This is a genomic window from Eubacterium ruminantium (genome assembly GCF_900167085.1).
GTDB classification, from domain to species: Bacteria; Bacillota; Clostridia; order Lachnospirales; family Lachnospiraceae; genus Eubacterium_Q; species Eubacterium_Q ruminantium.
Genome location: NZ_FUXA01000003.1, coordinates 279883 through 302903, shown reverse-complemented (window position 1 = coordinate 302903; position 23021 = coordinate 279883). Strand labels below are relative to the sequence as shown.

The 23021-nt window shown below is 38.0% G+C and carries 22 protein-coding genes and 1 pseudogene; all 23 read left to right on the top strand.

Translation table 11 applies throughout. The features are described 5' to 3' along the window. The first annotated feature begins 74 nt into the window (after positions 1–74). The gene (locus B5D25_RS01365) at positions 75–2156 is read left to right on the top strand and encodes a DNA topoisomerase (RefSeq protein ID WP_078785947.1); all 2082 of its coding nucleotides are present in this window, start codon (positions 75–77) and stop codon (positions 2154–2156) included. 19 nt (positions 2157–2175) lie between these two features. Next, positions 2176–2877, top strand: coding sequence for an LbetaH domain-containing protein (locus B5D25_RS01360; RefSeq protein ID WP_078785946.1), 702 nt, complete (start codon positions 2176–2178; stop codon positions 2875–2877). 27 nt (positions 2878–2904) lie between these two features. After that, on the top strand, positions 2905–3810 hold the full coding sequence (locus B5D25_RS01355; protein ID WP_078785945.1) for a radical SAM protein: 906 nt from the start codon (positions 2905–2907) through the stop codon (positions 3808–3810). Positions 3811–3814: 4 nt separating this feature from the next. Further along, the gene (gene rlmD, locus B5D25_RS01350; RefSeq protein ID WP_078785944.1) at positions 3815–5035 is read left to right on the top strand and encodes a 23S rRNA (uracil(1939)-C(5))-methyltransferase RlmD; all 1221 of its coding nucleotides are present in this window, start codon (positions 3815–3817) and stop codon (positions 5033–5035) included. A 116-nt stretch (positions 5036–5151) separates the two neighbouring features. Then, on the top strand, positions 5152–5727 hold the full coding sequence (locus B5D25_RS01345) for a hypothetical protein (RefSeq protein ID WP_078785943.1): 576 nt from the start codon (positions 5152–5154) through the stop codon (positions 5725–5727). 78 nt (positions 5728–5805) lie between these two features. After that, positions 5806–6726, top strand: coding sequence for an NAD-dependent epimerase/dehydratase family protein (locus B5D25_RS01340; RefSeq protein ID WP_078785942.1), 921 nt, complete (start codon positions 5806–5808; stop codon positions 6724–6726). Positions 6727–6754: 28 nt separating this feature from the next. Next, on the top strand, positions 6755–8305 hold the full coding sequence (locus tag B5D25_RS01335; protein WP_078785941.1) for a cobyric acid synthase: 1551 nt from the start codon (positions 6755–6757) through the stop codon (positions 8303–8305). A gap of 41 nt (positions 8306–8346) precedes the next feature. Continuing rightward, on the top strand, positions 8347–9438 hold the full coding sequence (locus B5D25_RS01330; RefSeq protein WP_078785940.1) for a nicotinate-nucleotide--dimethylbenzimidazole phosphoribosyltransferase: 1092 nt from the start codon (positions 8347–8349) through the stop codon (positions 9436–9438). 5 nt (positions 9439–9443) lie between these two features. After that, positions 9444–9956: a bifunctional adenosylcobinamide kinase/adenosylcobinamide-phosphate guanylyltransferase gene (locus B5D25_RS01325; RefSeq protein ID WP_078785939.1), complete on the top strand. Its 513-nt coding sequence runs from the start codon at positions 9444–9446 to the stop codon at positions 9954–9956. Beyond that, positions 9956–10696, top strand: coding sequence for an adenosylcobinamide-GDP ribazoletransferase (locus B5D25_RS01320; protein WP_078785938.1), 741 nt, complete (start codon positions 9956–9958; stop codon positions 10694–10696). The genes B5D25_RS01325 and B5D25_RS01320 overlap by 1 nt, the downstream gene beginning before the upstream one ends. A gap of 8 nt (positions 10697–10704) precedes the next feature. Continuing rightward, a complete protein-coding gene (locus B5D25_RS01315) occupies positions 10705–11115 on the top strand; it encodes a bifunctional adenosylcobinamide kinase/adenosylcobinamide-phosphate guanylyltransferase (protein WP_078785937.1) in 411 nt (136 codons plus the stop codon). A 14-nt stretch (positions 11116–11129) separates the two neighbouring features. Continuing rightward, positions 11130–11705, top strand: a complete 576-nt coding sequence (locus tag B5D25_RS01310; RefSeq protein ID WP_078785936.1) for a histidine phosphatase family protein — start codon at positions 11130–11132, stop codon at positions 11703–11705. After that, positions 11696–12652: an adenosylcobinamide-phosphate synthase CbiB gene (cbiB, locus tag B5D25_RS01305; protein WP_078785935.1), complete on the top strand. Its 957-nt coding sequence runs from the start codon at positions 11696–11698 to the stop codon at positions 12650–12652. The genes B5D25_RS01310 and cbiB overlap by 10 nt, the downstream gene beginning before the upstream one ends. Positions 12653–12671: 19 nt before the next feature. Continuing rightward, entirely contained in the window at positions 12672–13742 is a 1071-nt protein-coding gene (locus tag B5D25_RS01300; protein ID WP_078785934.1) for a pyridoxal phosphate-dependent aminotransferase, read from the top strand. A gap of 41 nt (positions 13743–13783) precedes the next feature. Then, positions 13784–15280 (top strand): GH39 family glycosyl hydrolase, encoded by a 1497-nt coding sequence (locus B5D25_RS01295; protein ID WP_242870144.1) that lies wholly within the window; start codon positions 13784–13786, stop codon positions 15278–15280. Between the two features lie 40 nt (positions 15281–15320). Next, on the top strand, positions 15321–15995 hold the full coding sequence (locus tag B5D25_RS01290) for a hypothetical protein (protein ID WP_078785933.1): 675 nt from the start codon (positions 15321–15323) through the stop codon (positions 15993–15995). A gap of 332 nt (positions 15996–16327) precedes the next feature. Further along, positions 16328–16993: a precorrin-8X methylmutase gene (locus B5D25_RS01285; RefSeq protein ID WP_078785974.1), complete on the top strand. Its 666-nt coding sequence runs from the start codon at positions 16328–16330 to the stop codon at positions 16991–16993. Positions 16994–17189: 196 nt separating this feature from the next. Then, positions 17190–18518, top strand: coding sequence for a cobalt-precorrin-5B (C(1))-methyltransferase CbiD (gene cbiD / locus B5D25_RS01280; RefSeq protein WP_078785932.1), 1329 nt, complete (start codon positions 17190–17192; stop codon positions 18516–18518). 30 nt (positions 18519–18548) lie between these two features. After that, positions 18549–19298: pseudogene (gene cobM / locus B5D25_RS13085) on the top strand (precorrin-4 C(11)-methyltransferase); the annotation flags it as partial. Between the two features lie 141 nt (positions 19299–19439). Continuing rightward, positions 19440–20327 (top strand): cobalt-precorrin 5A hydrolase, encoded by an 888-nt coding sequence (locus tag B5D25_RS13080; RefSeq protein WP_341465064.1) that lies wholly within the window; start codon positions 19440–19442, stop codon positions 20325–20327. A gap of 4 nt (positions 20328–20331) precedes the next feature. Next, positions 20332–21102, top strand: coding sequence for a precorrin-3B C(17)-methyltransferase (cobJ, locus tag B5D25_RS01270; protein WP_242870145.1), 771 nt, complete (start codon positions 20332–20334; stop codon positions 21100–21102). 36 nt (positions 21103–21138) lie between these two features. Then, positions 21139–21768 carry a lactate utilization protein gene (locus tag B5D25_RS01265; RefSeq protein WP_078785930.1) on the top strand — a complete coding sequence of 210 codons (630 nt, stop codon included), beginning with the start codon at positions 21139–21141 and terminating at the stop codon, positions 21766–21768. A gap of 219 nt (positions 21769–21987) precedes the next feature. Beyond that, positions 21988–22833 carry a precorrin-6A/cobalt-precorrin-6A reductase gene (locus tag B5D25_RS01260; protein WP_078785929.1) on the top strand — a complete coding sequence of 282 codons (846 nt, stop codon included), beginning with the start codon at positions 21988–21990 and terminating at the stop codon, positions 22831–22833. The last annotated feature ends 188 nt before the right edge of the window (positions 22834–23021 follow it).

Genomic DNA, 23021 nt, shown 5'->3' with positions numbered 1-23021 from the left:
GACGAATTGTTATGCCTGTGACACATATTTTTATGTTATGGATAATGGTAGCATGAAAGGAGAATACATTTAGTATTTTGAAGAAGCTGTTTATAGCCGAGAAGCCCAGCGTTGCACAGGAATTTGCAAAGGCTCTGGGAGTCAAAGGCCGTACGTCCAACGGATATATAGAAGATGATGAACATATAGTTACATGGTGTGTGGGTCATCTTGTGAGCATGAGTTATCCGGAAGCGTATGATATAAATTTGAAAAGATGGTCGATGGAAACGATACCATTTATTCCGGAAACCTATAAATATGATGTTATACCATCAGTTAAAAAACAATTTGATATAGTCAGCAAACTGTTAAACAGAGACGATGTAGATACTATTTATGTATGTACCGACTCCGGACGTGAAGGAGAGTATATATACAGACTTGTGGATATGCAGGCGAATGTCAGCGATGCCAAAGATAAGAGAAGAGTCTGGATTGATTCTCAGACTGAGGAAGAAATCCTTAGAGGTATAAGAGAAGCAAAGCCTTTGTCAGAATATGATAATCTCAGCACGGCAGCATATCTTAGAGCGAAGGAAGATTACCTTATGGGTATTAATTTCTCAAGAGCTCTTTCGCTTAAATATTCATATGTTGTAAAGCAGTATCTTGGCCTTGATAAATGTGTTATCGCAGTAGGACGAGTAATGACCTGTGTTCTCGGTATGATCGTTTCAAGGGAAAGAGAGATAAGGAATTTTGTTCCTACACCATTTTACAGAGTGCTTGCAAATGTCGGGAATGACGATGCTCGTTTCGAAGCAGAATGGAAATCCGAGAAGGGCAGTAAATATTTTGAAAGCCCGTTACTCTATAAGGAAAATGGTTTCAAAACCAAAGAGGATGCTGAGAAACTTGTCGAGGAGCTGTCGCAGCCTGAACCGGTAAATATGCTGGTTGAAAATGTTGAAAAGAAGGTGGAAAAGAAGAATCCGCCTATGCTTTATAACCTTGCGGAGCTTCAGAATGACTGTTCAAAGATATTCAAGATAAATCCTACCGACACCCTTAGTGTAGTTCAGGAATTATACGAGAAGAAGCTTGTTACTTATCCGAGAACCGATGCAAGAGTTTTATCTACAGCGGTTTCTAAAGAGATAGATAAAAATCTCAACGGTTTATGTCGTTACGAGCAGCTTGGTAATGTCGCACAGCATATCCTTACGCAGGGCGGATATAAGAATATAGCCAAGTCTAAATATGTAAATGATAAGCAGATAACAGACCACTATGCGATAATTCCGACAGGTCAGGGACTTGGTAATCTTTCGGCTCTCGATGGTGTGAAAAAAGGAGTATATGATCTTATAGTAAGAAGATTTTTATCAATATTCCTTCCACCTGCAGAGTATCAGAAAGTTGCTGTTAAAATGGACAGAAACGGAGAGAAGTTCTTTGCAAGTGCGAAGATTCTTTCTAAACCGGGTTATCTTGCAGTTGCGGACAGAAGATTCGGTCAGAAAAATGATACCGAAAAGAATGGCAGTGAAAATGACAATACTGCCGATGAAACCAAGAATAATGATAAAGACGGTGATTCAGGTCAGGTAGCCAATAGTGAAGAATTCATTGAGATGGTAAAGAGTCTTAAAAAAGGAAGTATTCTTAGCTGTAATGGATTCAATATCAAAGAAGGTGAGACATCGGCACCGAAGAGATATACATCGGGTACGCTTATCCTTGCTATGGAAAATGCAGGACAGCTTATAGAAGATGAGGAACTTCGTGCTCAGATCAAAGGAAGCGGTATAGGAACTTCAGCCACCAGAGACTCGATAATCACAAAGCTTATCAATAATAAATATATCGCTCTCAACAAGAAAACGCAGGTTGTTACACCTACATTTTTGGGAGAGATAATAAATGATGTTGTGCTTTATTCAGTAAACGGACTGCTTCGTGCGGACCTTACAGCAAGCTGGGAAAAGGGTCTGGATATGGTTGCAAGCGGTACGATTACCGAAGAAGAATATAGCAGTAAAATGTGCGACTATGTCAGAAAGTATACTAATTTTGTGAAGAGTATCAATAATCAGAACAATATGAGATTTATTTTCGACAAAGTTGCGGTATATTATACTAAAGAGAAAAAGGCCAAAAGTAAGAAGGCATAAGTAAAGGGAGGGTATACAAATGTCAAATCATGAATTACTTATGATCAAAAATCTTTATGATCTCGATCATACAGAAGCAAAGGGATTAATGGAGAAATTCGATTATCCTTGGGAGGTACTTCCGGAGATAGGATCCTTCATTAAGAAGCTTGGTGAGAAGATTGATAAGACATGTCCTGATGAGTATATCAAACGCGGTGATTCTGTATGGATCCACAAAAGTGCAAAAGTATGGGATAGTGTATTTTTCGGAGACAATGTGATCATCGGAGCTGATACAGAAGTAAGACAGTGTGCATTTATCAGAGGAAACGCTCTTGTCGGTAAAGGCTGTGTAGTAGGTAATTCCACAGAACTTAAGAATGTTATCCTTTTTGATAATGTTCAGGTTCCTCATTACAATTATGTAGGTGATTCAATCCTTGGATATAAATCACATATGGGTGCGGGTTCTATCACTTCAAATGTTAAGTCTGATAAGACTCTTGTAACTGTAAAAGGAAATGACGATTTAAGTGATATTCATATTGAGACAGGACTTAAGAAGTTCGGCGCTATGATTGGTGATCATGTTGAAGTCGGATGTAACAGCGTTCTTAATCCGGGTACTGTAATAGGCAGAAATACTAACATTTATCCTCTTTCACCTATCAGAGGGTTCATACCTGAGAAGAGTATTGTTAAGACAGGAAATGTTATCATTACCAAAAACGAAGAATAAGTTTGATTTTAAAATATAGGACTATTTATGTTTGATGAATATGATAAATGCACAGTCTGTCCGCGAAAGTGCGGAGTTAACAGAAAGATAAATAAAGGATACTGCAATGAAGGGGATACTCTTCATGTCAGCAGAGCGGCGCTTCATATGTGGGAAGAACCATGTATCTCCGGAACAAAAGGTTCCGGAACTGTATTCTTTTCAGGATGCAACATGGGATGCGTTTTCTGTCAGAATAAAGAAATCAGCAGAGGCCTTGTAGGCAAATATATCTCTGAAGAAAGACTTGTGGAAATATTCTTCATGCTTAAGGAGCAGGGTGCCAATAACATTAATCTTGTTACAGGCGATATATTTGTTCCTACTATCAGAAGATGTATAGAGAAAGCCAAAGACCAGGGCTTTGATCTACCTTTTTTGTTGAATACAAGTTCTTATATCGAGGAAGATACGGTGAAAAGTCTTGAAGGATTTATCGACATTTATCTTCCTGATATGAAATATATTCGCGATGATGAAGCAATCAGGTACAGTAATGCGCCGGGGTATGTTGAAATAGCGAAAAAGGCTATAGCCGAAATGGTTCGTCAGCAGCCGGTTCCTGTATTCTTTGATAACAGCAGTATCATGAAGAAGGGCGTTGTGGTAAGGCATCTTCTAATGCCCGGTATGCTTATTCAGGCAAAGCTTATAGTGAATTATCTATATCAGACTTATGGTGACAAAATATATATAAGCCTTATGAATCAATATACTCCGGATGAATTCGTTCTAAAGGATAAATATCCGGAGATAAACCGAAAGGTAACGGAATATGAATATAAAAGTCTCACCGATCATGCAGCAAATATCGGGGTGACAAATGGTTATATACAGGTAGGAGAAACTGCTGAGGAAAGCTTTATACCTGCATTTGATCTGACAGGAGTATAGATTTATGGAAAAAGTAAAGTGTAAATATTCAAAGAAATGCGGAGGATGTTCGCATATCGGTGAGATTTATGTGGATTATCTGGAAGATAAAGAGAAAAAGATAAATGGTTTTCTCGGACAATATCTTGGAGAAAGATTTGTAAATACAGTCAGATCCGAAAAGGATAAAGAAAGAACCGGTAAATGGATTTCAGTGATAGGGATGAAAAATCCTTATCATTATAGGCATAAAGTTAATGCGGCCTTTGGAAGAACAGCAAAGGGTGAGATCATTTCCGGAGTTTATGAAGAAGGAAGTCATAAGATTGTTGATATAGACAGCTGTCTTATCGAGAATGAAAAAGCTGACAGTATCATAAGAGATATCAAGGGAATGTTAAAATCCTTTAAGATCAAAATCTATGATGAAGATATTGGAAGCGGACTTCTTCGACATGTTATGGTAAGGATCAGCAGAAGTACCGGTGAGGCAATGGTAATACTTGTTGTTGCAGATCCTGTATTTCCATCAAAAAATAATTTTGTTAAGGCTTTGGTTAAGAAACATCCGGAGATAAGTACGGTTGTTCTTAATATCAATAAGAAACATACAAGTATGGTTCTTGGAGACAGAGATATAGTCATTTACGGAAAGGGAAAGATAAAGGATACGCTGTGCGATACAACATTTTTACTTTCGCCGCAATCATTTTTCCAGATCAATCCTGAGATGACTGAGAAAATATACAGAACTGCCATTGATTTTGCAAAGCTTAAGAAAGACACTTTGGTAATTGATGCTTATTCGGGAATCGGAACAATCTCGCTTATAGCAGCTAAGAAATCATCAAATGTCATTGGCGTGGAATTAAATAACGAAGCAGTGAAAGATGCCAGAGAAAATGCTATAATAAATAAGATCAGGAATGTCCGTTTCACCCAGGGTGATGCTGGAAGATTCATGGTCAATTCATCGGAAGATATAAAGAAAGAGGAATTTAAGGGCGAGAAGGTTGTATTTATGGATCCGCCTCGTTCCGGAAGCAGTGAAGAATTCCTGAATGCACTTGTTCAGTTTAATCCGAACAGGATAGTTTATATATCATGTAATCCGGAAACTCAGGCAAGAGACTTTGATTTTCTGACGAAAAAGGGTTATAGTGTAAGAAGAGGAATCGCATTTGATCAGTTCCCTTGGACTGATAATAGTGAATGTGTATGTCTTCTTGAGAAAAATGGCGATTAAGTGTATGAAAACGGCTTATTTACGATAGCCGGATTTGTATGCTGATGAAGGTTGTTAAACAGTGAACGGGCCGCCGGGGAACTTGCGGTTCATTGGTTATGTTAAAGGGGTAAAGTATGAAAAGTGAAAACAAACCAACGAAGGACTACGTTCTTATGCTGTTACATTGGGGGCTTATGCTCATCATTTGTTTCGGTAGTGTATTTATCCAGTATCTTTTTGTTTCTTATACAAAGAACAAAGAGGGCGCAATAATTAACGGAACCGAGATCTATAAGATCAATTATATCGTTTATATAATTGGTGTAGTTGTTGGAGTGATAGGATTTATCGGTTTATGGATAGCGCTTCTTCATAAAGACTGGCTGAAGATTGCTGGTTTAAGTTTCAAGTGGAGGTTCTTGTGTGTCATCACACAGATCATTGCAGCGGTATGCTCACTTGCTATTGCAGGTGTTGCAATAATCTTCTCTGCAAGTTTCGGACATGTAAAATGGTATGATATAGTATGTGATCCCGGAACACTTTGTACAGTAAGCTTCTTTATGTTTGCTGCTATGATGATAATCTTCTTGATCTACGAAGAGGTAGCAAGACCATTTTCAAAAAAAGCTAAAGATAATGATGATCATGATGATCATAAACAGAAATCAATCGTTGATTCGGTAGGAGAATACTCTGAAGAAGATTGATATATTGAACATGCCAAATATCCTTGGTGTGTATGTTTCAATAATATATAAACTGTGAAATTATGTTGGGAAACTGATATGAAAATACTTATAATTGGCGGGACGTATTTTCTCGGGAGAGAGTTTGCGAGAATAGCCGGTGAAAAAAAGGAAAATGAAATATTTTTCCTTAATCGGGGAAGCAGACTTTCGGAACTTCCGGAGGATATTAAGAATAAAACCATCGTGGCTGACAGACATGATGTTAGTAAGATTCGGGAGATTGATCACGGCTATTTTGATGTGGTCGTTGATTTTTGCGCCTATAGTGCTGGTGATATAAGGACTTTAGCTGAGAATTTGTCATCCGGTTTCGGTCAGTATATTTTCATCAGTACCACAGATGTTTATAAAAGAGGAAGCGGCAAAGTTATCACGGAAGAAGCAGATTTTGAAACTGTAGATTATGGTGGTGAAGCAGGTAGTTATATACTTGGCAAAGTCGCTTTAGAGAAAGAGATAAAAGAATTATCAGCCGATAGTGATCATAACTATACGGTTATCCGTCCGGCCTTTATCTATGGTCCGGATAATTATGCTCCACGAGAAGGAATTTATTTTAATTGGATCATTCGAGCCGGACAGATACTCAGTCCGGCTGATTCTGATGGCTTTTTTCAGATGTCATATGTATCTGATGTGGCAAAGGTCATTTATAAATGCTGCATGAATAAAGCCGCATATAATGAGGCATTTAATGTTTGTTGTGAAGAAAAAGAAACTTATAAAAGTTTTGAAAATTCACTGGAGGAAGCATCTCAAAAAGTATTTGGGAAGGATTTTGTAAAGGTTGATCTGTCTGTTAAAGATGTTGAAGAAAAGGGCATCATGCTTCCTTTCCCACTTAAGAAAGAAGAATCGGAATATTACAGTAATACTAAAGTTAAAGAAATTCTTGGGGCAGAATTTATACCGCTTAATGAAGGGCTGGTATATACAGCAAAAGAATATCTGTCATGATAAATTATTTCATTTTGGAGATTAGATAATGGCTAAGAAGATAATGATACAGGGAACTATGTCCAGCGCAGGTAAGAGTCTTATAGTTGCCGGCCTTTGCAGGATATTTAAGCAGGACGGTTATAAGGTTGCTCCTTTCAAGTCTCAGAATATGGCCCTTAATTCATTTATAACTGAAGACGGACTTGAGATGGGAAGAGCGCAGGTTATGCAGGCGGAAGCTGCAGGCATACTTCCTGAGGTTGAGATGAATCCAATCTTACTGAAACCTACAAGTGATAAAGGTTCTCAGATCATAATAAACGGAAAAGTCATGACTGATATGGATGCGAAGGAGTATTTCAAATATAAGACTAATCTTATTCCCGTTATAAAGGATGCATTTGCAAAGCTTGAGGAGAAATACGACATCATAGTTATTGAAGGTGCGGGAAGCCCTGCGGAGATTAATCTTAAGCAGAATGATATAGTAAATATGGGCGTTGCCAAGATGTTCGATTCAAATGTTCTTCTTGTGGGAGATATAGATAGAGGCGGTGTATTTGCTCAGCTTTTAGGGACTTTGATGCTCCTTGAAGAAGATGAAAATGAAAGGATCAAAGGTCTTATCATCAATAAGTTCAGAGGAGATAAAACTATCCTTGATCCGGGCATAGATATGCTTGTTGAAAAAGGCGGCAAGCCTGTCTGCGGAACTGTTCCATATATGAATGTCAGACTTGATGATGAGGACAGTCTGACTGAAAGATTCAGAAAAGAAGATAATTCACCGGATGTGATAGATATCGCGGTGATAAGATTACCTAAGATTTCAAACTTTACTGATTTCGATGTATTTGACTCAGTAAAAGGATGTAAGATAAGATATATTGATACGGCAGCTGAACTTAAAAATCCGGATATGATCATTATTCCGGGAAGTAAGAATACAGTCGAAGATCTGCTTTGGTTAAGAGAAAGCGGACTTGAAGCTGCAATTAAATATGCGTCTGTGCGTATTCCTGTATTTGGAATATGCGGCGGTCTCCAGATGCTTGGAGAGACAGTATCTGATGAGACAGGTGTTGATTCAGGCGGAAAGGTCTTGGGAAGTGTCAGAGGAATGGGACTTCTTCCGATAGACACCGTAATGAAAGATGAAAAAACAAGGAAACAGGTTCGGGGTAATATTCCGGAATTAACAGGAATATTCGAAGGATTATCAGGGAAAAAATATACAGGATATGAGATTCATATGGGCGAAAGCATTATCCGGAGAGGTGATGAGAGGTCTATAAATGAAAATTGCAGTAATGTAAATACCGGTGATTGTAATCAGGCCGGTGATAATGCTGCGAAATATGATTTCCCTGTGATAGTTCAATCAGGAAATATTTACGGAACTTATGTACATGGAATATTTGATGATTCGGATATAGCTTCTTCTCTTGTAAGGATAATTGCGGAAGAGAGAGGAATTAAAGATATAGAAGAGAGTAATATCACTTATAAAGAATATAAAGAAATGCAATATGATATTCTTGCTGATAAGCTTAGAGAAAGTCTGGATATGGAATATATTTATTCAGTCCTGAAGTAAGGAAATGACTTTGTGGGAAATGGCTTTGACGGAGGTTGGGAATGAGTAAAACTGATGATATCAGAGATATAATAAGAGATAATTTTGGAAGTCCGAAGGAACCGGACAGAGATATTGAAAAAGCAGTATCGGATAGGTTCGATAATATCGCTAAGCCTATTGACGGAATGGGCGAATTCGAGAAGATCATTGAGAAGATAGGTGCGATAACTGCCACTGAAGATATTGATATCTCAAAAAGAGCGGTTGTTATCATGATCGCCGATAATGGAATAGTTGAAGAAGGCGTCACACAGTCTGACAGCTCTGTTACAAGAGACGTCGCTAAACTTATGCGCGATGAGAGAAGTTCTGTGGGTGTTATAAGTAAGGTGGCGGACTGTGATACATTTCCGATAAATATAGGCATAAAAGGAAAGCCGATTGACGGCCTTATCGATATGAAGATTGCCGATGGAACCAACAATTTTTCTAAACTTCCTGCTATGAAGATCGATGATACGTTCAGAGCAATCATGACAGGTATAGATATGGTCAGATGCCTGAAAAATGATGGATATAAGATAATCGCAACAGGTGAGATGGGAATAGGTAATACTACATCAAGTTCTGCAATCATTGCGTCACTTCTTTTCAGAATGCCCGAAGAAATAGTCGGAAGAGGAGCTGGTTTATCAAATGAAAAGCTGCTTCACAAGATAAATGTAGTTAAAAATGCACTCAGATTCCATGAGCTTGATACAGGTATTGCAGATCCGATTGATGCTCTTTCTTCTGTGGGTGGACTTGATATTGCAGGACTTGCAGGTGTTTTCATAGGTGGTTCCATTTTCAGGATTCCTATCATAGTTGACGGACTTATAAGCGGAGCCGCAGCCCTTGTGGCCGAAAGAATAGTTCCGGGAGCTCGTGATTTTATGATTGCTTCTCATATCGGAAAAGAGCCGGGAATGAAATTCATTTTTGATGAGCTTGATCTTCATCCTGTTATAAATGCAGGAATGAAACTCGGAGAAGGAACAGGTGCGGTAATGCTTCTTCCGCTTCTTGATACAGCTCTTGCTTTATATAAAAACGGAACATTATTTAATGATATTAAGCTTAAAAAATATGAAAGATTTGAAGGGTTATAATACTGATGCTGAGATTTGTTATAGGCGGAAGCTCTTCCGGAAAGTCGGAATATGCTGAGAAGCTTATATTATCAATGGCCGATGGACAGGCTGTTGATTATATAGCTACCATGAAATGTTCTGATGAAGAGACGAAGGAACGTATAAAAAGGCATAAGGACAGACGAGTTGGAAGTAATTATATCACCATAGAGAAGACTTCCCGAGTTGCTGAAATGATAGGTGAAAAACATAGTGATTTTGCCATGCTGGAATGTGTTTCAAATCTTCTTGCCAATGAGATGTATTCGGCAGATCCAAGGAATAATCCTTCACTCATAGCTGAAGAAATCATCAGTCTTTCGAAAGAATATAAGGAATTCGTGGTTGTCAGTAATGACATTTTCGGAGAGGACGGCTTATATGATGATTCGGTTGAAGAATATATAATAAACCTTGGAGAGATCAATAAAATACTTGTGGAAAAGGCTGACACGGCAACAGAAGTTGTTTACGGTATTCCTGTGGAGATAAAGTAATGAAAGGTTTTATAGTTGCATTTTCAATTTATTCAAAGATACCTATGCCTCAAAGTGAATGGAAGGATGAAGATATGAAATATTCTTTATGCTTCTTTCCTTTTGTCGGGGTTGTGATAGCGGCTTTAATGGTGGGCTGGCATGCACTGGCTATGGAACTTTCAGTGGGATATATTTTCAGGCTTTGTGTGATGGCAGCTATTCCAATCCTTGTAACAGGCGGCTTTCATGTTGATGGATATATGGACTATATGGATGCCATGCATTCATACAAAAGTAAAGAAAATAAATTAAAGATCCTGAACGATCCTCACATAGGAGCATTTTCGGTGATCATGCTGGTGTTGTATTATATTTTATTCATCGGCACAGTGTCGGAAGTAAATGATCATAAGAAGGTTCTTCTTCTGGGCGGAGGATTTGTACTCTCAAGAATATTCAGCGCTTTCATGGTAATTCATTTGAAACCGGCAAAGGAAAGCGGGATGTTTAGATATTTCAGCGATACTGCAAGTAAGAATAAGGTTACGGGAATTCTGGTGGCAGAATTCATTATACTTACCTCTTTGATGTCTATATTTGTATCGGTTTATTTCCTTTTTGAGGTTCTCGCTGTTTTACTTTTCTCAATATATTATAGATATAAATGCTATAAAGAATTAGGCGGAGTTACAGGAGATACGGCAGGATTTTTTGTGACTATGGCAGAACTTTTGGCAGCATTAACTATTATCTGGTGAGGTATTTAATGGAATTATATATCGGAGGACATGCGGCAGGAAAATGGCAGCTTGTCAGCAAAAAATATGAAGATCAAATAAGCGAAGGAAAGTGCCGCGTTATCAATAAATTTCATATAGAGGTTCGTGAGAAACTCTGTAAGTTATGTGAAGAAAAGGGCGGTACTGCTGAGCTGAATAAAGTGATGAGTGTCGATGAGATAGTTGATATTATCTGGAATGATATCTTCGGGAAATGTGATATTTCCGGAGAAGATGGACTTCTTATCATTTCGGATGATGTAGGATGCGGCCTTGTTCCGATGGATCCGTTTGACAGATTATGGAGAGATGTGAACGGCAAAATCCTTATAAGAATCGCAAGTAAGGCCAAGAATGTTTATAGAATTATTTGTGGAATAGAGCAAAAGATTAAGTAAAAGACAGGACTGAAATGAAAATAAATATCTATCTTATCAGACATGGTAAAACCAAAGAAAATGAAGAAAAGCGCTATGTCGGGATTACCGATACTCCTCTTTCTGATACAGGCAGAGAGAAGATAGCCAAGAATAAAGAAAGTGGAATTTATCCGGCTGATCCGGATATTATTTTTGTGTCGCCGATGAAAAGATGCATGGAGACAGCTGAGATAATTTATCCGGGCAGAGAGATAGTATATGTCGATGACTTTAAGGAGATAAATTTCGGATTGTTCGAGGGTAAGAATTATCAGGAATTAAACGGTGATAAACGTTATCAGGAATGGATAGACAGTAATGGGAAAGCGCCATTTCCTGAGGGTGAATCATTGGAAGGCTTCTCAGAGAGGATCATGAAGGGCTTCGAGTTTCTAAAGGATTATTGCAGAGATTTTTATACGAATTCTCAGGATAGTGATGAAAGAATAGTCGCGGTAGTGGCTCACGGCGGAACCGTAATGGCCATAAAGTCTTCGGTAGAAGGTGGGGAATATTTTGATCATATGATAGATAACGGCATGTTCAGCAGGGTAGAGATATGTATTTGAAAATAGCTTTTTTACTTGGATTTTTATTAGACTGTATTTTGGGTGATCCGCATAGTTTTCCGCATCCTGTAAAGGCAATGGGAAGGCTTATCGGATGGCTGGACCGTAAACTGAATAAGGGCGACGACAGAAAGATGAAAGGTCTTCTTATGGTGATAATAGTCCTTGCTGTCACAGGAGGCGTTTCGTACGGAATCATTTATCTTGCTTATAAATGTCATGTCATCCTTGGTGTTGCGGTTGAAACTATAATGATATATCAGTGTCTTGCGGCAAAGCAGCTGAGAGTCGAGAGTATGAAAGTTTATATGGCTCTCAAGACACTTGGACTTAATGAAGGCCGAAAGGCTGTTTCCATGATAGTCGGAAGAGATACTGAAAACCTTGATGAAGAAGGTGTTATAAAAGCTGCTGTTGAGACAGTAGCCGAGAATACTTCGGATGGTGTCATAGCACCTATGATATATATCGCTTTAGGAGGCCCGGTGCTCGGTATGATCTATAAAGCGGTAAATACAATGGATTCCATGGTCGGATATAAGAATGATAAATATCTTTTGTTTGGATTTTTTCCGGCAAAGATTGATGATATATTTAATTTTATTCCGTCAAGATTTTCGGCATTGATGATGATCTCGGCGTGCGGAAGTAACTTTTTATTTGATAAGAAAAACGCATACAGGATTTGGAAAAGAGATCGTCTCAAGCATGCAAGTCCTAATTCAGCTCAGACAGAATCTGTAACTGCAGGCGCTCTCCATGTACAGCTTGCAGGAGATGCTGTTTATTTTGGAAAGGTTCATCATAAAGATACGATTGGTGATCCTGACAGGGCTGTCGAATTGGAAGATATCAAGAGGGCAAATGATCTTATGTTTGCAACGGCGGTTCTTTCTGTGATAGCGATGCTGGGTGTTATGTTCTTGATGGGTTTTATAACAATGTAAGTTTTGAGAGGAAATAAAAATGTCTCACGGCGGAGATATCTATCGAAATAATGTAAAACTTGATATGTCAGTCAATATTAATCCGGTAAGAAGACCGGAGGCTGTTGATAAAGCCATGCTTAGAGGACTTGAAAAAGCAGATTGTTATCCGGATATCATCTATGAGGCTTTAAGAAATGATCTTGCAAATACAGAAGGTCTGCAACCGGAAAATGTCATAGTCGGTAATGGTGCATCGGAACTTATTACCGCAGTGATAAGGGCTTTCAGAGGCCATAAGGTAGCAATGACAGCACCTTCATTTACAGGATATGAGGCGGCTGCGGACTGTGCTGAAGTTGAGAAAGTTTTTATAGATTTAAAGCCGGAAGACGATTTTGATATTTCAGCTGTTAAGGAAGGCCTGAATAAACTATCAAGCGGCGACTTGCTTATACTTACGGATCCCAATAATCCGAACGGAAGGCTGATTGAAAAAAGTGAACTTGAAAGCATTTTGAAAGAAACAGAAGAAAGAGGAATTTATGTCCTATTGGATGAATGCTTTATAAGTCTCACAAGAGAAGGAGTAAAGGCGGGAGGAAGAGAATTCCTTAGAAAAGGACAGAAGAAACTTATGGTGATAGATGCAATCACAAAGAGTTTTGCTGTTCCGGGAATAAGACTCGGATTTCTTTTTACGATTGAGATGTCGCTGGCAAAGAAGATTGAAGCCCTGCTTCCCGAATGGAATGTTTCAAGTGTTGCCGAAGAAACAGGAAGGGCAGCGCTGAAGGAGAAAGATTATCTGGAAGAAAGTGCACTCTTCATCTCCGAAGAGAGAGAAAGAGTGATTGAAAAGATAGAAGATATAGCCTGCAAAACAGGCGTGAAAATAAGAATTTTCAAGAGTGATGTGAATTTTGTCCTGCTAAAATGTCATATAAATCTGTATAAAAAAATGCTTGATGAAGGTATACTCATTAGAGACTGCAGTGAATATCATGGGTTAGGTGAGGGATACTTTAGGATTGCAATTAGAAGCAAAGAAAAAAATGATATTTTTTTAAAGACATTCGAAAGCGTTATCACAGAAAAGCTCCCTACTTAAGATATATTCATTGCATGATAATATCAGTTGGGAGTTTTTTTATGTCTAACAAGATTATTGTAAATGATAATGAATCGATCAGATTCAATAATAAAGTTGATTTCTGTGTAGGTACAGGAAGACTTGGACTTGCGCTCACATCCGAGTATCTTGATGAACTTGAATTTGTTCAGAGAGAGATTGGTTTCAAATATATCAGAGGACATGGTCTTTTTACGGATGATGTAGCAATCTATCATGAGTATGAAGAAGACGGCGTCACAAAGGTTGAATATAACTATACATATGTAGACCGTATTTTTGATAAATATATAGAGCTTGGTATCCGTCCTTTCCTTGAGCTTGGATTTATGCCAAAGGCAATGGCAAGTGGTACACAGACTATTTTCTACTGGGAAGGAAATACAACACCTCCAAAGGATTATAAGCTTTGGACAGATATGGTTGTAAACCTTCTTAAGCATTTAAGAGCCCGTTACGGTGAAGAGGTTCTTACATGGCCAATAGAAGTTTGGAATGAGCCAAATCTTCCGGGATTCTGGTATAAGGCTGATATGCCTGAATATTTCAAGCTTTTCAAGGAAACATTCCTTGCTATTAAAGCTTATGATGAACGTTTTCAGGTTGGCGGACCTGCAATATGCGGTGTAAATGATGAAGAGTGGATCCGTTCATTCCTTGTTTTCTGTAAGGAGAATAATATTAAACCGGATTCGGTTACAAGACATCATTATACAGTTGAATTTCCTGAATATGATGGACAGTATGCATATTCAAAACTTGAAGATGCACAGATGAGATTTGATAATCTTCAGTCTTCAAGAGATATAATTGATTCATTTGAAGAATTTAAAAATCTTCCGATGCATATAACAGAATTCAATACTTCATATACTGCAAGAGGCGTTATCCATGATACAAATCTTAATGCAGCATATATAGCACAGCAGCTTTCAAGACTCGGGGATATGAATGAGTCATATTCATATTGGACTTTCGGAGATGTATTCGAAGAAGTGGGAGTTCCTTTTACTCCATTCCACGGTGGTTTCGGTCTTGTTGCAGCAAATTGCATTCCAAAGCCTACATTCTGGACATTTGCTTTTTATAAAAAGCTTAAAGAAGTAGGTGACAAATGCATTTATAGAGATGATGATTCCATAATTATCAAAGGCGATAAGAAGTATGCCGGAATAGTATGGAATATAGATAAAGATGAATTTTTAAAGGAATTCGAACTTGGTTCTGATGATAAGGAATATGTTCTTATTACCAAAACAGTTGATGAAGAGACATGTAATCCGTTAAAGGTATGGCATGATCTCGGAGAGCCGGCAAATCCGGACAAAGAAGAGGTTAAGATAATTAAAGATTCTGCATTTCCAAGTATTAAGACCGATGTTATTAAAGCTGCAGATGGTAAAGTTGATTTATCATTAAAGGCTGGAAAAAATGCAGTGATTTATTTCGAGTTAAAGGAGAGAGAATTTACTCCTGATAGAGGGTATAACTATGAGAAAGTTTTAACTTTCCACTAATGCGAAGGGGTTCGTGTTTAAAGGTATTTAGGAGAGGGATATGGGAAGAGAGAATGAAGAAGAGAAAGGATATAGTAAAGTAACCAAATTTTTATTGGCATTATTGGTGCTGATCATTATTACAAATATTGTACTTATATGTATATTTCCAAAGGATACATCCAACAGTTTTGTGCTTATAATGGGGCTGACATCGGAATTTTATATAAGAACATTTATCATTATGATCACTGTTTCGGTCGCGGGAATTTTTTGGTTATTACTTGTATCTTTAAGCGGCAAAAAAAGTAAAAAAATAAGAAGAGTATTGGGGGTTGGCTTAAGCGTTTCGCTATTTGTATTTGTAGGTATCGTAGCGAATTATGCTAACAGATTTGGGAGTTACATTAAAAAACCGGATGCTGTCAGCCCTGATGGTAAGCATTGTTTATATAAAGCCGGCGGTGATAAGGATATATTTGGTACATCCAGCGGATATATGCATTATGCTCAGAAGGTTTCGGGTAATAGATTTGAAAGAGTATTCTTCACATACAGTGAGGATTTGTCTCCGGAGATTGAATGGGAAAAAGATGGATTTTTGGTTAAGTACAAAAGTCCGGAAGATACGAGTTCAGAAGGCTATAGTGTATGCCCGGAATCAAGTCAAACATCGGATTTTACCTATGAAGAAAGAAGCGATGGGTATTTCTTCTACTATGACAAAAATAATTAATGTCAGTACAAAAACTTATCATATTTGAATAGGATAAGTTTTTATATAATTAATCAGATAATTACTTAGTTTAAGAAAAATGAGTGGCGCGATGATGTCACTCATTTTTCTTTATGATAAGACCTTTCTATCATGAGTTTTCGCAATTTCTTAAGGCGGAATGGGTGAATATTTGGTATAGTATTCTTAGACTGTTAAATACCGGATGAAGGGTATTTGGTTATGTGAATCAAAACAAGTATCCAGATGATAGAAGACTAATATAAGGAGATATCCGGGAGAAAGGAAATGATCCGATCACATCTATGGAGAAGCGGATCATACGTAAAAATATGGCAGATAATAATATTTACGGAGAATTTAAAACAGAAATAGTTAAGCCTGAAAATATAGAAAAAAGAAGTTTTGAAATAATTCTTGAAGAGCTGAATCAGATGGGGATAAAACTTCCTGAGAAAGAGGATAAGATCATCAGAAGATGTATCCATACAAGTGCGGATTTTGATTATGCTAAAACTCTCAGATTTTCCGAAAATGCAGTGGATATCTGCAAGGATCTGATCAAAAAAGGAGCAAGTATCATTACTGATACCAACATGGCGAAGGCAGGTATAAATGAGAAAAGGCTTTCTAATTTCGGGGGAAAAGTTTACTGCTTCATGGCTGATCCGGCTGTAGCTGCGGAAGCAAAAGAAAGAGGAGTTACAAGGGCGACTGTAAGTATGGAGAAAGCATCGCAGCTTCCGGGCAAGAAGATATTTGCTTCAGGTAATGCTCCGACTGCGCTTATAAGACTTTATGAAATGTATAAAGAGGGAATTTTCATTCCTGATTTTATCATCGGAGTTCCTGTTGGTTTTGTTAACGTGGAAGCGGCCAAGGATATAATAATGACTACGGATATACCTTATATCATCAATAAAGGACGAAAGGGCGGAAGTAATATAGCAGCGGCTATCTGCAATTCTCTTATATATGATATTCCGGTTGATAACTAGCCGCCGCACACTTGTGACTTTTGTCGTGTGAGGTTTCACATACGACATAGCATATGTGGAAAAATGTGGAATAGAACATAAGGAATAGAAAATGCGAAATAAAAATGCGGAATAGAAAATGTAAAATAAAATTGTGGAATATAAAAATGTAGGTTGGCATGGTAAGAGGATATTGGCATGGTAAGAGGATATTGGTGTGGAAGATAAGAAGGTTACAAATAATTCAGAAAATGAAAAAGGTGGTAAAAAACTAAGATTCGGTTTTACCACAGGAAGTTGTGCGGCTGCTGCATCAAAGGCAGCTGCATTTATGCTGCTTTCGGGAACTGTTAAAGATAAGATTTCCATAGAAACTCCAAAGGGGATAACATTCAATGCTGAGATACTTGAGATAGTGCGGAAAGAAAATGAAGTAAGCTGCGCTGTCAGAAAGTTTTCGGGAGATGATCCTGATGTTACGGATGGCATGCTTATTTATTCCAAAGTATCTTTCAGTGATAATGAAGATGATAACGAGGTAATCGACGGAATCCATGGAATCGATGAAAATAAAAAAAATAAAGATAATAAAGAAAACAGAGAAACCGAAAGTATCGGTAATAAAAGCAAAAATGGTAATATCTGCAATAAATCAGGCGGTGGTATCAGGATTAAGGGCGGAATTGGTATAGGAAAAGTAACTCTTCCGGGACTTGATCAGCCGGTTGGAGAATATGCCATTAATCATGTGCCAAGGGAAATGATTCAAAAAGAAGTCAGTGAGGTTTGCAGACTATTTGATCATAATGAGAATCTCACAGTTGAGATTTCAGCGCCTGAAGGAGTTGAAACCGCAGAGAAAACTTTTAATCCGAGACTTGGAATTGTTGGAGGAATCTCAATTCTTGGGACTTCCGGAATAGTTGAACCGATGAGTGAAAAGGCCCTGGTTGAAACAATAAGGGTTGAGTTATCCATGAATAAAGCTATCGGTATCAGCTCACTAGTGGTATCGCCCGGAAATTACGGCTTGTCATTTATAAAAGAGCATTACAGCTATGACCTTGATAAAGCGGTAAAATGCAGTAACTTCATCGGAGATACCGTGAATATGGCAACAGATATGGGATTTAAGAGGTTCATTCTCATTGGACATATCGGAAAATTGGTAAAGCTTGCCGGTGGAATGCTCAATACTCATTCGAAATACGGAGACAACCGTATGAAGGTTATAGCAGAAGAGGCAGAGAAAGCTGGCGGGTCAGAGGAAGTTAAGGAAGAGATTCTTAAATGTATTTCAACAGATGCGGCTATAGATATACTGAAGAATTATTCGGAAGAATATGCTTCGTCACATAATGGTGAAAGCATCATAAAGGTAATAATGAACAGTATATGCGCAAGAATAGAAAAAATACTTCGTGAAGTTTGTAAAGATAAGATGGAAATATATGTTGTCATGTTTTCTAATGTTCATGGTCTGTTGGCAGAGTCTGCTCTTGCAGAAAAGATCATTTCTGACCTGACGGAAAATGTAGAAGACTGATTTGCAAATACAGAAATGGGGAAAATATAAATGGTTCATTTTGTCGGCGCCGGTCCCGGTGCATTTGATCTGATAACAGTAAGGGGAAAAAATCTTATAGAAAATGCGGACATCATTATTTATGCAGGTTCTTTGGTAAATAAGGATCTACTTTCTTATGCAAAAAAAGATACAAAGATTTATGACAGTAAGGATATGTCTCTTCCGGAAGTTATAGATGTTATGCAGAAAGCTCATGATGAAGGACTTGATCTTGTGAGACTTCATACAGGGGAGCCAAGCATTTACGGTGCTGTAAGAGAACAGATGGATGAACTTGATAGAAGAAATATAGCCTATGAGTCCTGTCCGGGAGTAACTGCTGCATTTGGAGCTGCTGCTGCCATCAACATGGAATATACACTTCCGGGAATTTCTCAGTCGCTTATCATCACAAGGATGGAAGGAAGAACTGCGGTTCCTCTGGGCGAAAGTATAGAAGAGTTCGCATCTCATAAGACGTCCATGGCGATATATCTCAGCGCGGGAATGATCAGTGAACTATCTGCCAGACTTATAAATGGCGGTTATGAAGAAGATACACCTGCTGCCATAATTTATAAGGCAACCTGGCCTGATGAGAAGAGGATAGTGTCGACAGTCGGCAAAATGGCTGAAGATGCAAAAGCGGCGGGAATAAAGAATCTTGCCGTAATCCTAGTGGGAGATGCGGTAGCTCAGAGAGGTTATGAAAAGTCAAGATTATATTCCGAAGAGTTCAGCACTATTTTCAGAGAAGCGTGTGCCGGATGTGATCAAAAGAATGATCATAGTTTTAATCTGAAGGGATTGGTTGTAAATAGATATCCGGAGGCTGATATATTTGTATTTACGGATAGGGCAGAGAAGCTTGGATATAAGATTGAATCTATTTTGGCTGATATGGGTAATCTTGAAACAGGAATTTTCAGATGCCATATGGATGAAGTGAAAAAACGTCTAAGATTTAGTTTTCAGAATAAAAGAGCAGTTATATTTATAAGTGCAGCGGGAATAGCTGTAAGAAGTATAGCTGAATTTGTTAAAGATAAATTATGTGACAGTCCTGTGATAGTTATCAGTGAGGACGGAAGATTTGTAATACCTATTCTTTCGGGACATATGGGCGGGGCTAACCGCCTGGCGGAAGTTATCGCTGACAGGATAGGAGCTTTTAAAGCTATTACAACAGCGACTGATATAAACGGAACATTTCAGATAGACAATTATGCAAAGTCTCATCAGCTTCATATTGCCGATAGAGAAATCATAAAGAAGGTGGCATCTACTCATTTTGATGATGATAAAAATCTTTCGGATGAAGAGATAGATAGTCTGATAAGAAAAATGATAAATGATGAAGCACTCGTTCCGAAGAAATATTATCTTGGTATCGGATGCAGGAGAGGAAAGAGTTTTGAGGAGATAGAAAAAGCTGTAAATGGATTCCTCAGGGAAAATAAGATTGATATTTCGCTTATTTCCGCGATTTCATCCATTGATCTGAAAAAAGATGAAATGGGTATAAGACAATTTGCTGATAAGAGCAGACTGCCTTTTGTTATTTACAGTTCGGAGGAATTACTATCACTGGGTGATGGATTTTCATCTTCTGAAATTGTTAGGGAGAAGATTGGAATTGATAATGTTTGCGAAAGGGCGGCGGTGGCTGCAGCTGTGCAGTTCTCCGAAAGAACTTCAGATAAGAAAAATATTATCATAGAGAAAACAGTTTATAACGGCATAACACTTGCTTTGGCGGAGGGCATCTGGAGCGGCAAGGAAATATAAGAATATGGAAATAAAAGATAAAAATATGAATACGGAAAATCAAAAAAATATTATTTATATCATCGGTATTGGTCCGGGGAATAATGAAATGATGACAGGCCAGGCAATAAGAGCCATTGAAGAAAGTGATACCATTGTTGGATATCCGGTTTATCTGAAACTTATTGAGGGGCTGACGGAAGGAAAAGAAATCATTTCAACACCTATGAAGCAGGAAGTAATCAGGTGCAGAATGGCATTTGAAGAAGCTGCAAAGAATAAAACAGTTTCGATAATTTCAAGCGGCGATGCGGGAATATATGGCATGGCATCACTTATGTTTGAACTTCTTCCGGAATATCCGGGAACCGAGATTATGGTTATCTCGGGAATAACTGCAGCAACCAGTGGAGCGGCTGTGCTCGGAGCTCCTTTATCAGGCGACTTTGCAGTTATCAGCATGAGTGATCTTCTGACACCATTTGAGATCATAGAGAAAAGACTCAAACTTACGGCGGAAGCTGATATGGTTATAGTTCTTTATAATCCATCAAGTCATAGAAGGAAAGATTATCTGAAAAAGGCTTGTGAGATAATAAAGGACTTTGTTCCGGAAGACAGAGCCTGCGGCTATGTAAGAAATATCGGTCGTGAGGGTGAGGAAGCGACTGTGCTGACATTCAAGGAACTTCATGAAGCGGAAGTTGATATGTTTACGACAGTATTTATCGGAAACAGCGCTTCATTTATAAGAGAAGGGAAAATGATAACCAGACGAGGTTATTCTTGTAACTAAGAATTTTATACTTCGTTTGTGCTTAAGGAGGATTATATGAACGAGAATATTTTTGTAAGAAATGAGAAACTGGCTGAAAAGGTTATAAAAGGCCTTGAATCAAGAAATATGACCGGCTATTATGCCGCAAATAAAGAAGAGGCTTTAAAGAAGGCTCTTTCAATAATCGGCGAGGGAAGCACGGTAACTATGGGCGGTGCCATGAGTGCCCATGAGATCGGACTTGTGGAAGAACTGAAAAAAGGAAATTATAATTTCATCGACAGAGATAAGGCTGAAGATAAAAGAGCCGCAATGTTAGCTGCATATGATGCTGATGTATTTCTCTCAAGTGTAAATGCCATGACAGAAGATGGTGTTCTTATAAATATTGACGGAAATTCCAACAGAGTTTCTGCCATAGCCCAGGGACCTAAAAAAGTTCTTTTTATAGTTGGTATGAATAAAGTTTGTGATGATGTGGACGGTGCGATGAAGAGAGCAAGAAATGTTGCCGCTCCTGTTAATGCACAGCGTTTTGATATCAATACTCCATGTAAGGCAACAGGTTCATGCATGAACTGTAAGTCACCTGATACTATCTGCTGTCAGTTTCTTATAACAAGATTCTCAAGACATGCAGGAAGAATTCATGTGATACTTGTAAATGATAATCTTGGATTCTAGTACTACGTTCATAAATAATACGTGTGAATGCCTGTCTGCTCGCACCGATAGCAGGATTCCAAAAGCCTCGGCTTAGTATATCTGTTTATGTACAATCCGGGTGAATGCTTGCCTATTCACAGCAAGATCAGTGGTATAAAAAATTGGGCAGGATTTCACAACATTGGTTTGCGGGTTTTACAAGAGTGAATTATAGATTATAAAGTACAGAGGATTAATATGAATATACTTATATTTGGCGGAACAACTGAAGGAAGGGTTCTTTCTAAAAAACTTGCAGAAAAGAAAAAAGCAGAGGATAGTATCACGGTCTGCGTTGCTTCGGATTATGGCGAAAAGATGATGAATAATATTCCTGTAAATATTCATGTGGGCCGACTTGATAAGGATCAAATGATCCAATTTATTGAAGATGGAAATTATGAAACCATAATTGATGCAACTCATCCTTTTGCTACAGAAGTTACGGAGAATATTAAATCTTCCTGTAAAGAATGTGACAGGAGATATATCAGACTGAAAAGGGATGAGGAGAAAGTATCCGGACAGGAAAGTGACAATATACTTTACTGCAACAGCTGCATTGATGCAGCAGAAAAATTGGAGGCACTGACAAGGGATAGCAGTGATGTAGGGAATAGCAGTGACGCGGGGAATAAACTGAGAATGCTGACAAGGGATAGCAGTGATGCAGAAGAAAAAAGAAAGAATGTTCTTCTTACAACCGGAAGTAAAGAACTTCAGTGTTTTGTTGATTCAGTGGATGTGAAAAAGCTATATGTCAGAGTTATTCCAAGTGATGAAAGTATAAATAAAGCACTGAGTTCCGGAATTTCTGAAGATCATATAATTGCTATGATGGGACCATTTTCAGAGGAAACCAATATAGAGCATATACAAAAATATGAGATCAAATATCTTGTTACGAAAGAAAGCGGATCGGGAAGCGGATTTCATAATAAGATCAGTGCGGCATCGAAAGAAGGAGTCACGGTTTTGGTAATAAGAAGACCGGATGACAACGGATATTCCATAAGTGAAGTAATAGATTTGATGACTCGTTAAATATTTAAAGCGATATGAACCATACGAAAGACAGCATTTGTCTTTTGTGGTTTGTATCGCTTTTATTTATGCCAAAATGTAGACAATAAAAATCTATAATATGACTAAAGTCATAATGACTTTATGTCTTTATTCACTACAAAAGAATTCATGAAGATATTATATTATGATCAAGACAAATAAAACTA

Coding starts and splice junctions, on each gene's coding strand:
- B5D25_RS01345 (WP_078785943.1), top strand. CDS start 5,152: ATGAAAAGTGAAAACAAACCAACGAAGGACTACGTTCTTATGCTGTTA.
- cbiB (WP_078785935.1), top strand. CDS start 11,696: ATGTATTTGAAAATAGCTTTTTTACTTGGATTTTTATTAGACTGTATT.
- B5D25_RS01260 (WP_078785929.1), top strand. CDS start 21,988: ATGAATATACTTATATTTGGCGGAACAACTGAAGGAAGGGTTCTTTCT.
- B5D25_RS01265 (WP_078785930.1), top strand. CDS start 21,139: ATGAACGAGAATATTTTTGTAAGAAATGAGAAACTGGCTGAAAAGGTT.
- B5D25_RS01310 (WP_078785936.1), top strand. CDS start 11,130: ATGAAAATAAATATCTATCTTATCAGACATGGTAAAACCAAAGAAAAT.
- B5D25_RS01295 (WP_242870144.1), top strand. CDS start 13,784: ATGTCTAACAAGATTATTGTAAATGATAATGAATCGATCAGATTCAAT.
- B5D25_RS01320 (WP_078785938.1), top strand. CDS start 9,956: ATGAAAGGTTTTATAGTTGCATTTTCAATTTATTCAAAGATACCTATG.
- B5D25_RS01315 (WP_078785937.1), top strand. CDS start 10,705: ATGGAATTATATATCGGAGGACATGCGGCAGGAAAATGGCAGCTTGTC.
- rlmD (WP_078785944.1), top strand. CDS start 3,815: ATGGAAAAAGTAAAGTGTAAATATTCAAAGAAATGCGGAGGATGTTCG.
- B5D25_RS01360 (WP_078785946.1), top strand. CDS start 2,176: ATGTCAAATCATGAATTACTTATGATCAAAAATCTTTATGATCTCGAT.
- B5D25_RS01290 (WP_078785933.1), top strand. CDS start 15,321: ATGGGAAGAGAGAATGAAGAAGAGAAAGGATATAGTAAAGTAACCAAA.
- B5D25_RS01330 (WP_078785940.1), top strand. CDS start 8,347: ATGAGTAAAACTGATGATATCAGAGATATAATAAGAGATAATTTTGGA.
- cobJ (WP_242870145.1), top strand. CDS start 20,332: ATGGAAATAAAAGATAAAAATATGAATACGGAAAATCAAAAAAATATT.
- B5D25_RS13080 (WP_341465064.1), top strand. CDS start 19,440: ATGGGTAATCTTGAAACAGGAATTTTCAGATGCCATATGGATGAAGTG.
- B5D25_RS01355 (WP_078785945.1), top strand. CDS start 2,905: ATGTTTGATGAATATGATAAATGCACAGTCTGTCCGCGAAAGTGCGGA.
- B5D25_RS01300 (WP_078785934.1), top strand. CDS start 12,672: ATGTCTCACGGCGGAGATATCTATCGAAATAATGTAAAACTTGATATG.
- B5D25_RS01335 (WP_078785941.1), top strand. CDS start 6,755: ATGGCTAAGAAGATAATGATACAGGGAACTATGTCCAGCGCAGGTAAG.
- B5D25_RS01285 (WP_078785974.1), top strand. CDS start 16,328: ATGGCAGATAATAATATTTACGGAGAATTTAAAACAGAAATAGTTAAG.
- B5D25_RS01325 (WP_078785939.1), top strand. CDS start 9,444: ATGCTGAGATTTGTTATAGGCGGAAGCTCTTCCGGAAAGTCGGAATAT.
- B5D25_RS01340 (WP_078785942.1), top strand. CDS start 5,806: ATGAAAATACTTATAATTGGCGGGACGTATTTTCTCGGGAGAGAGTTT.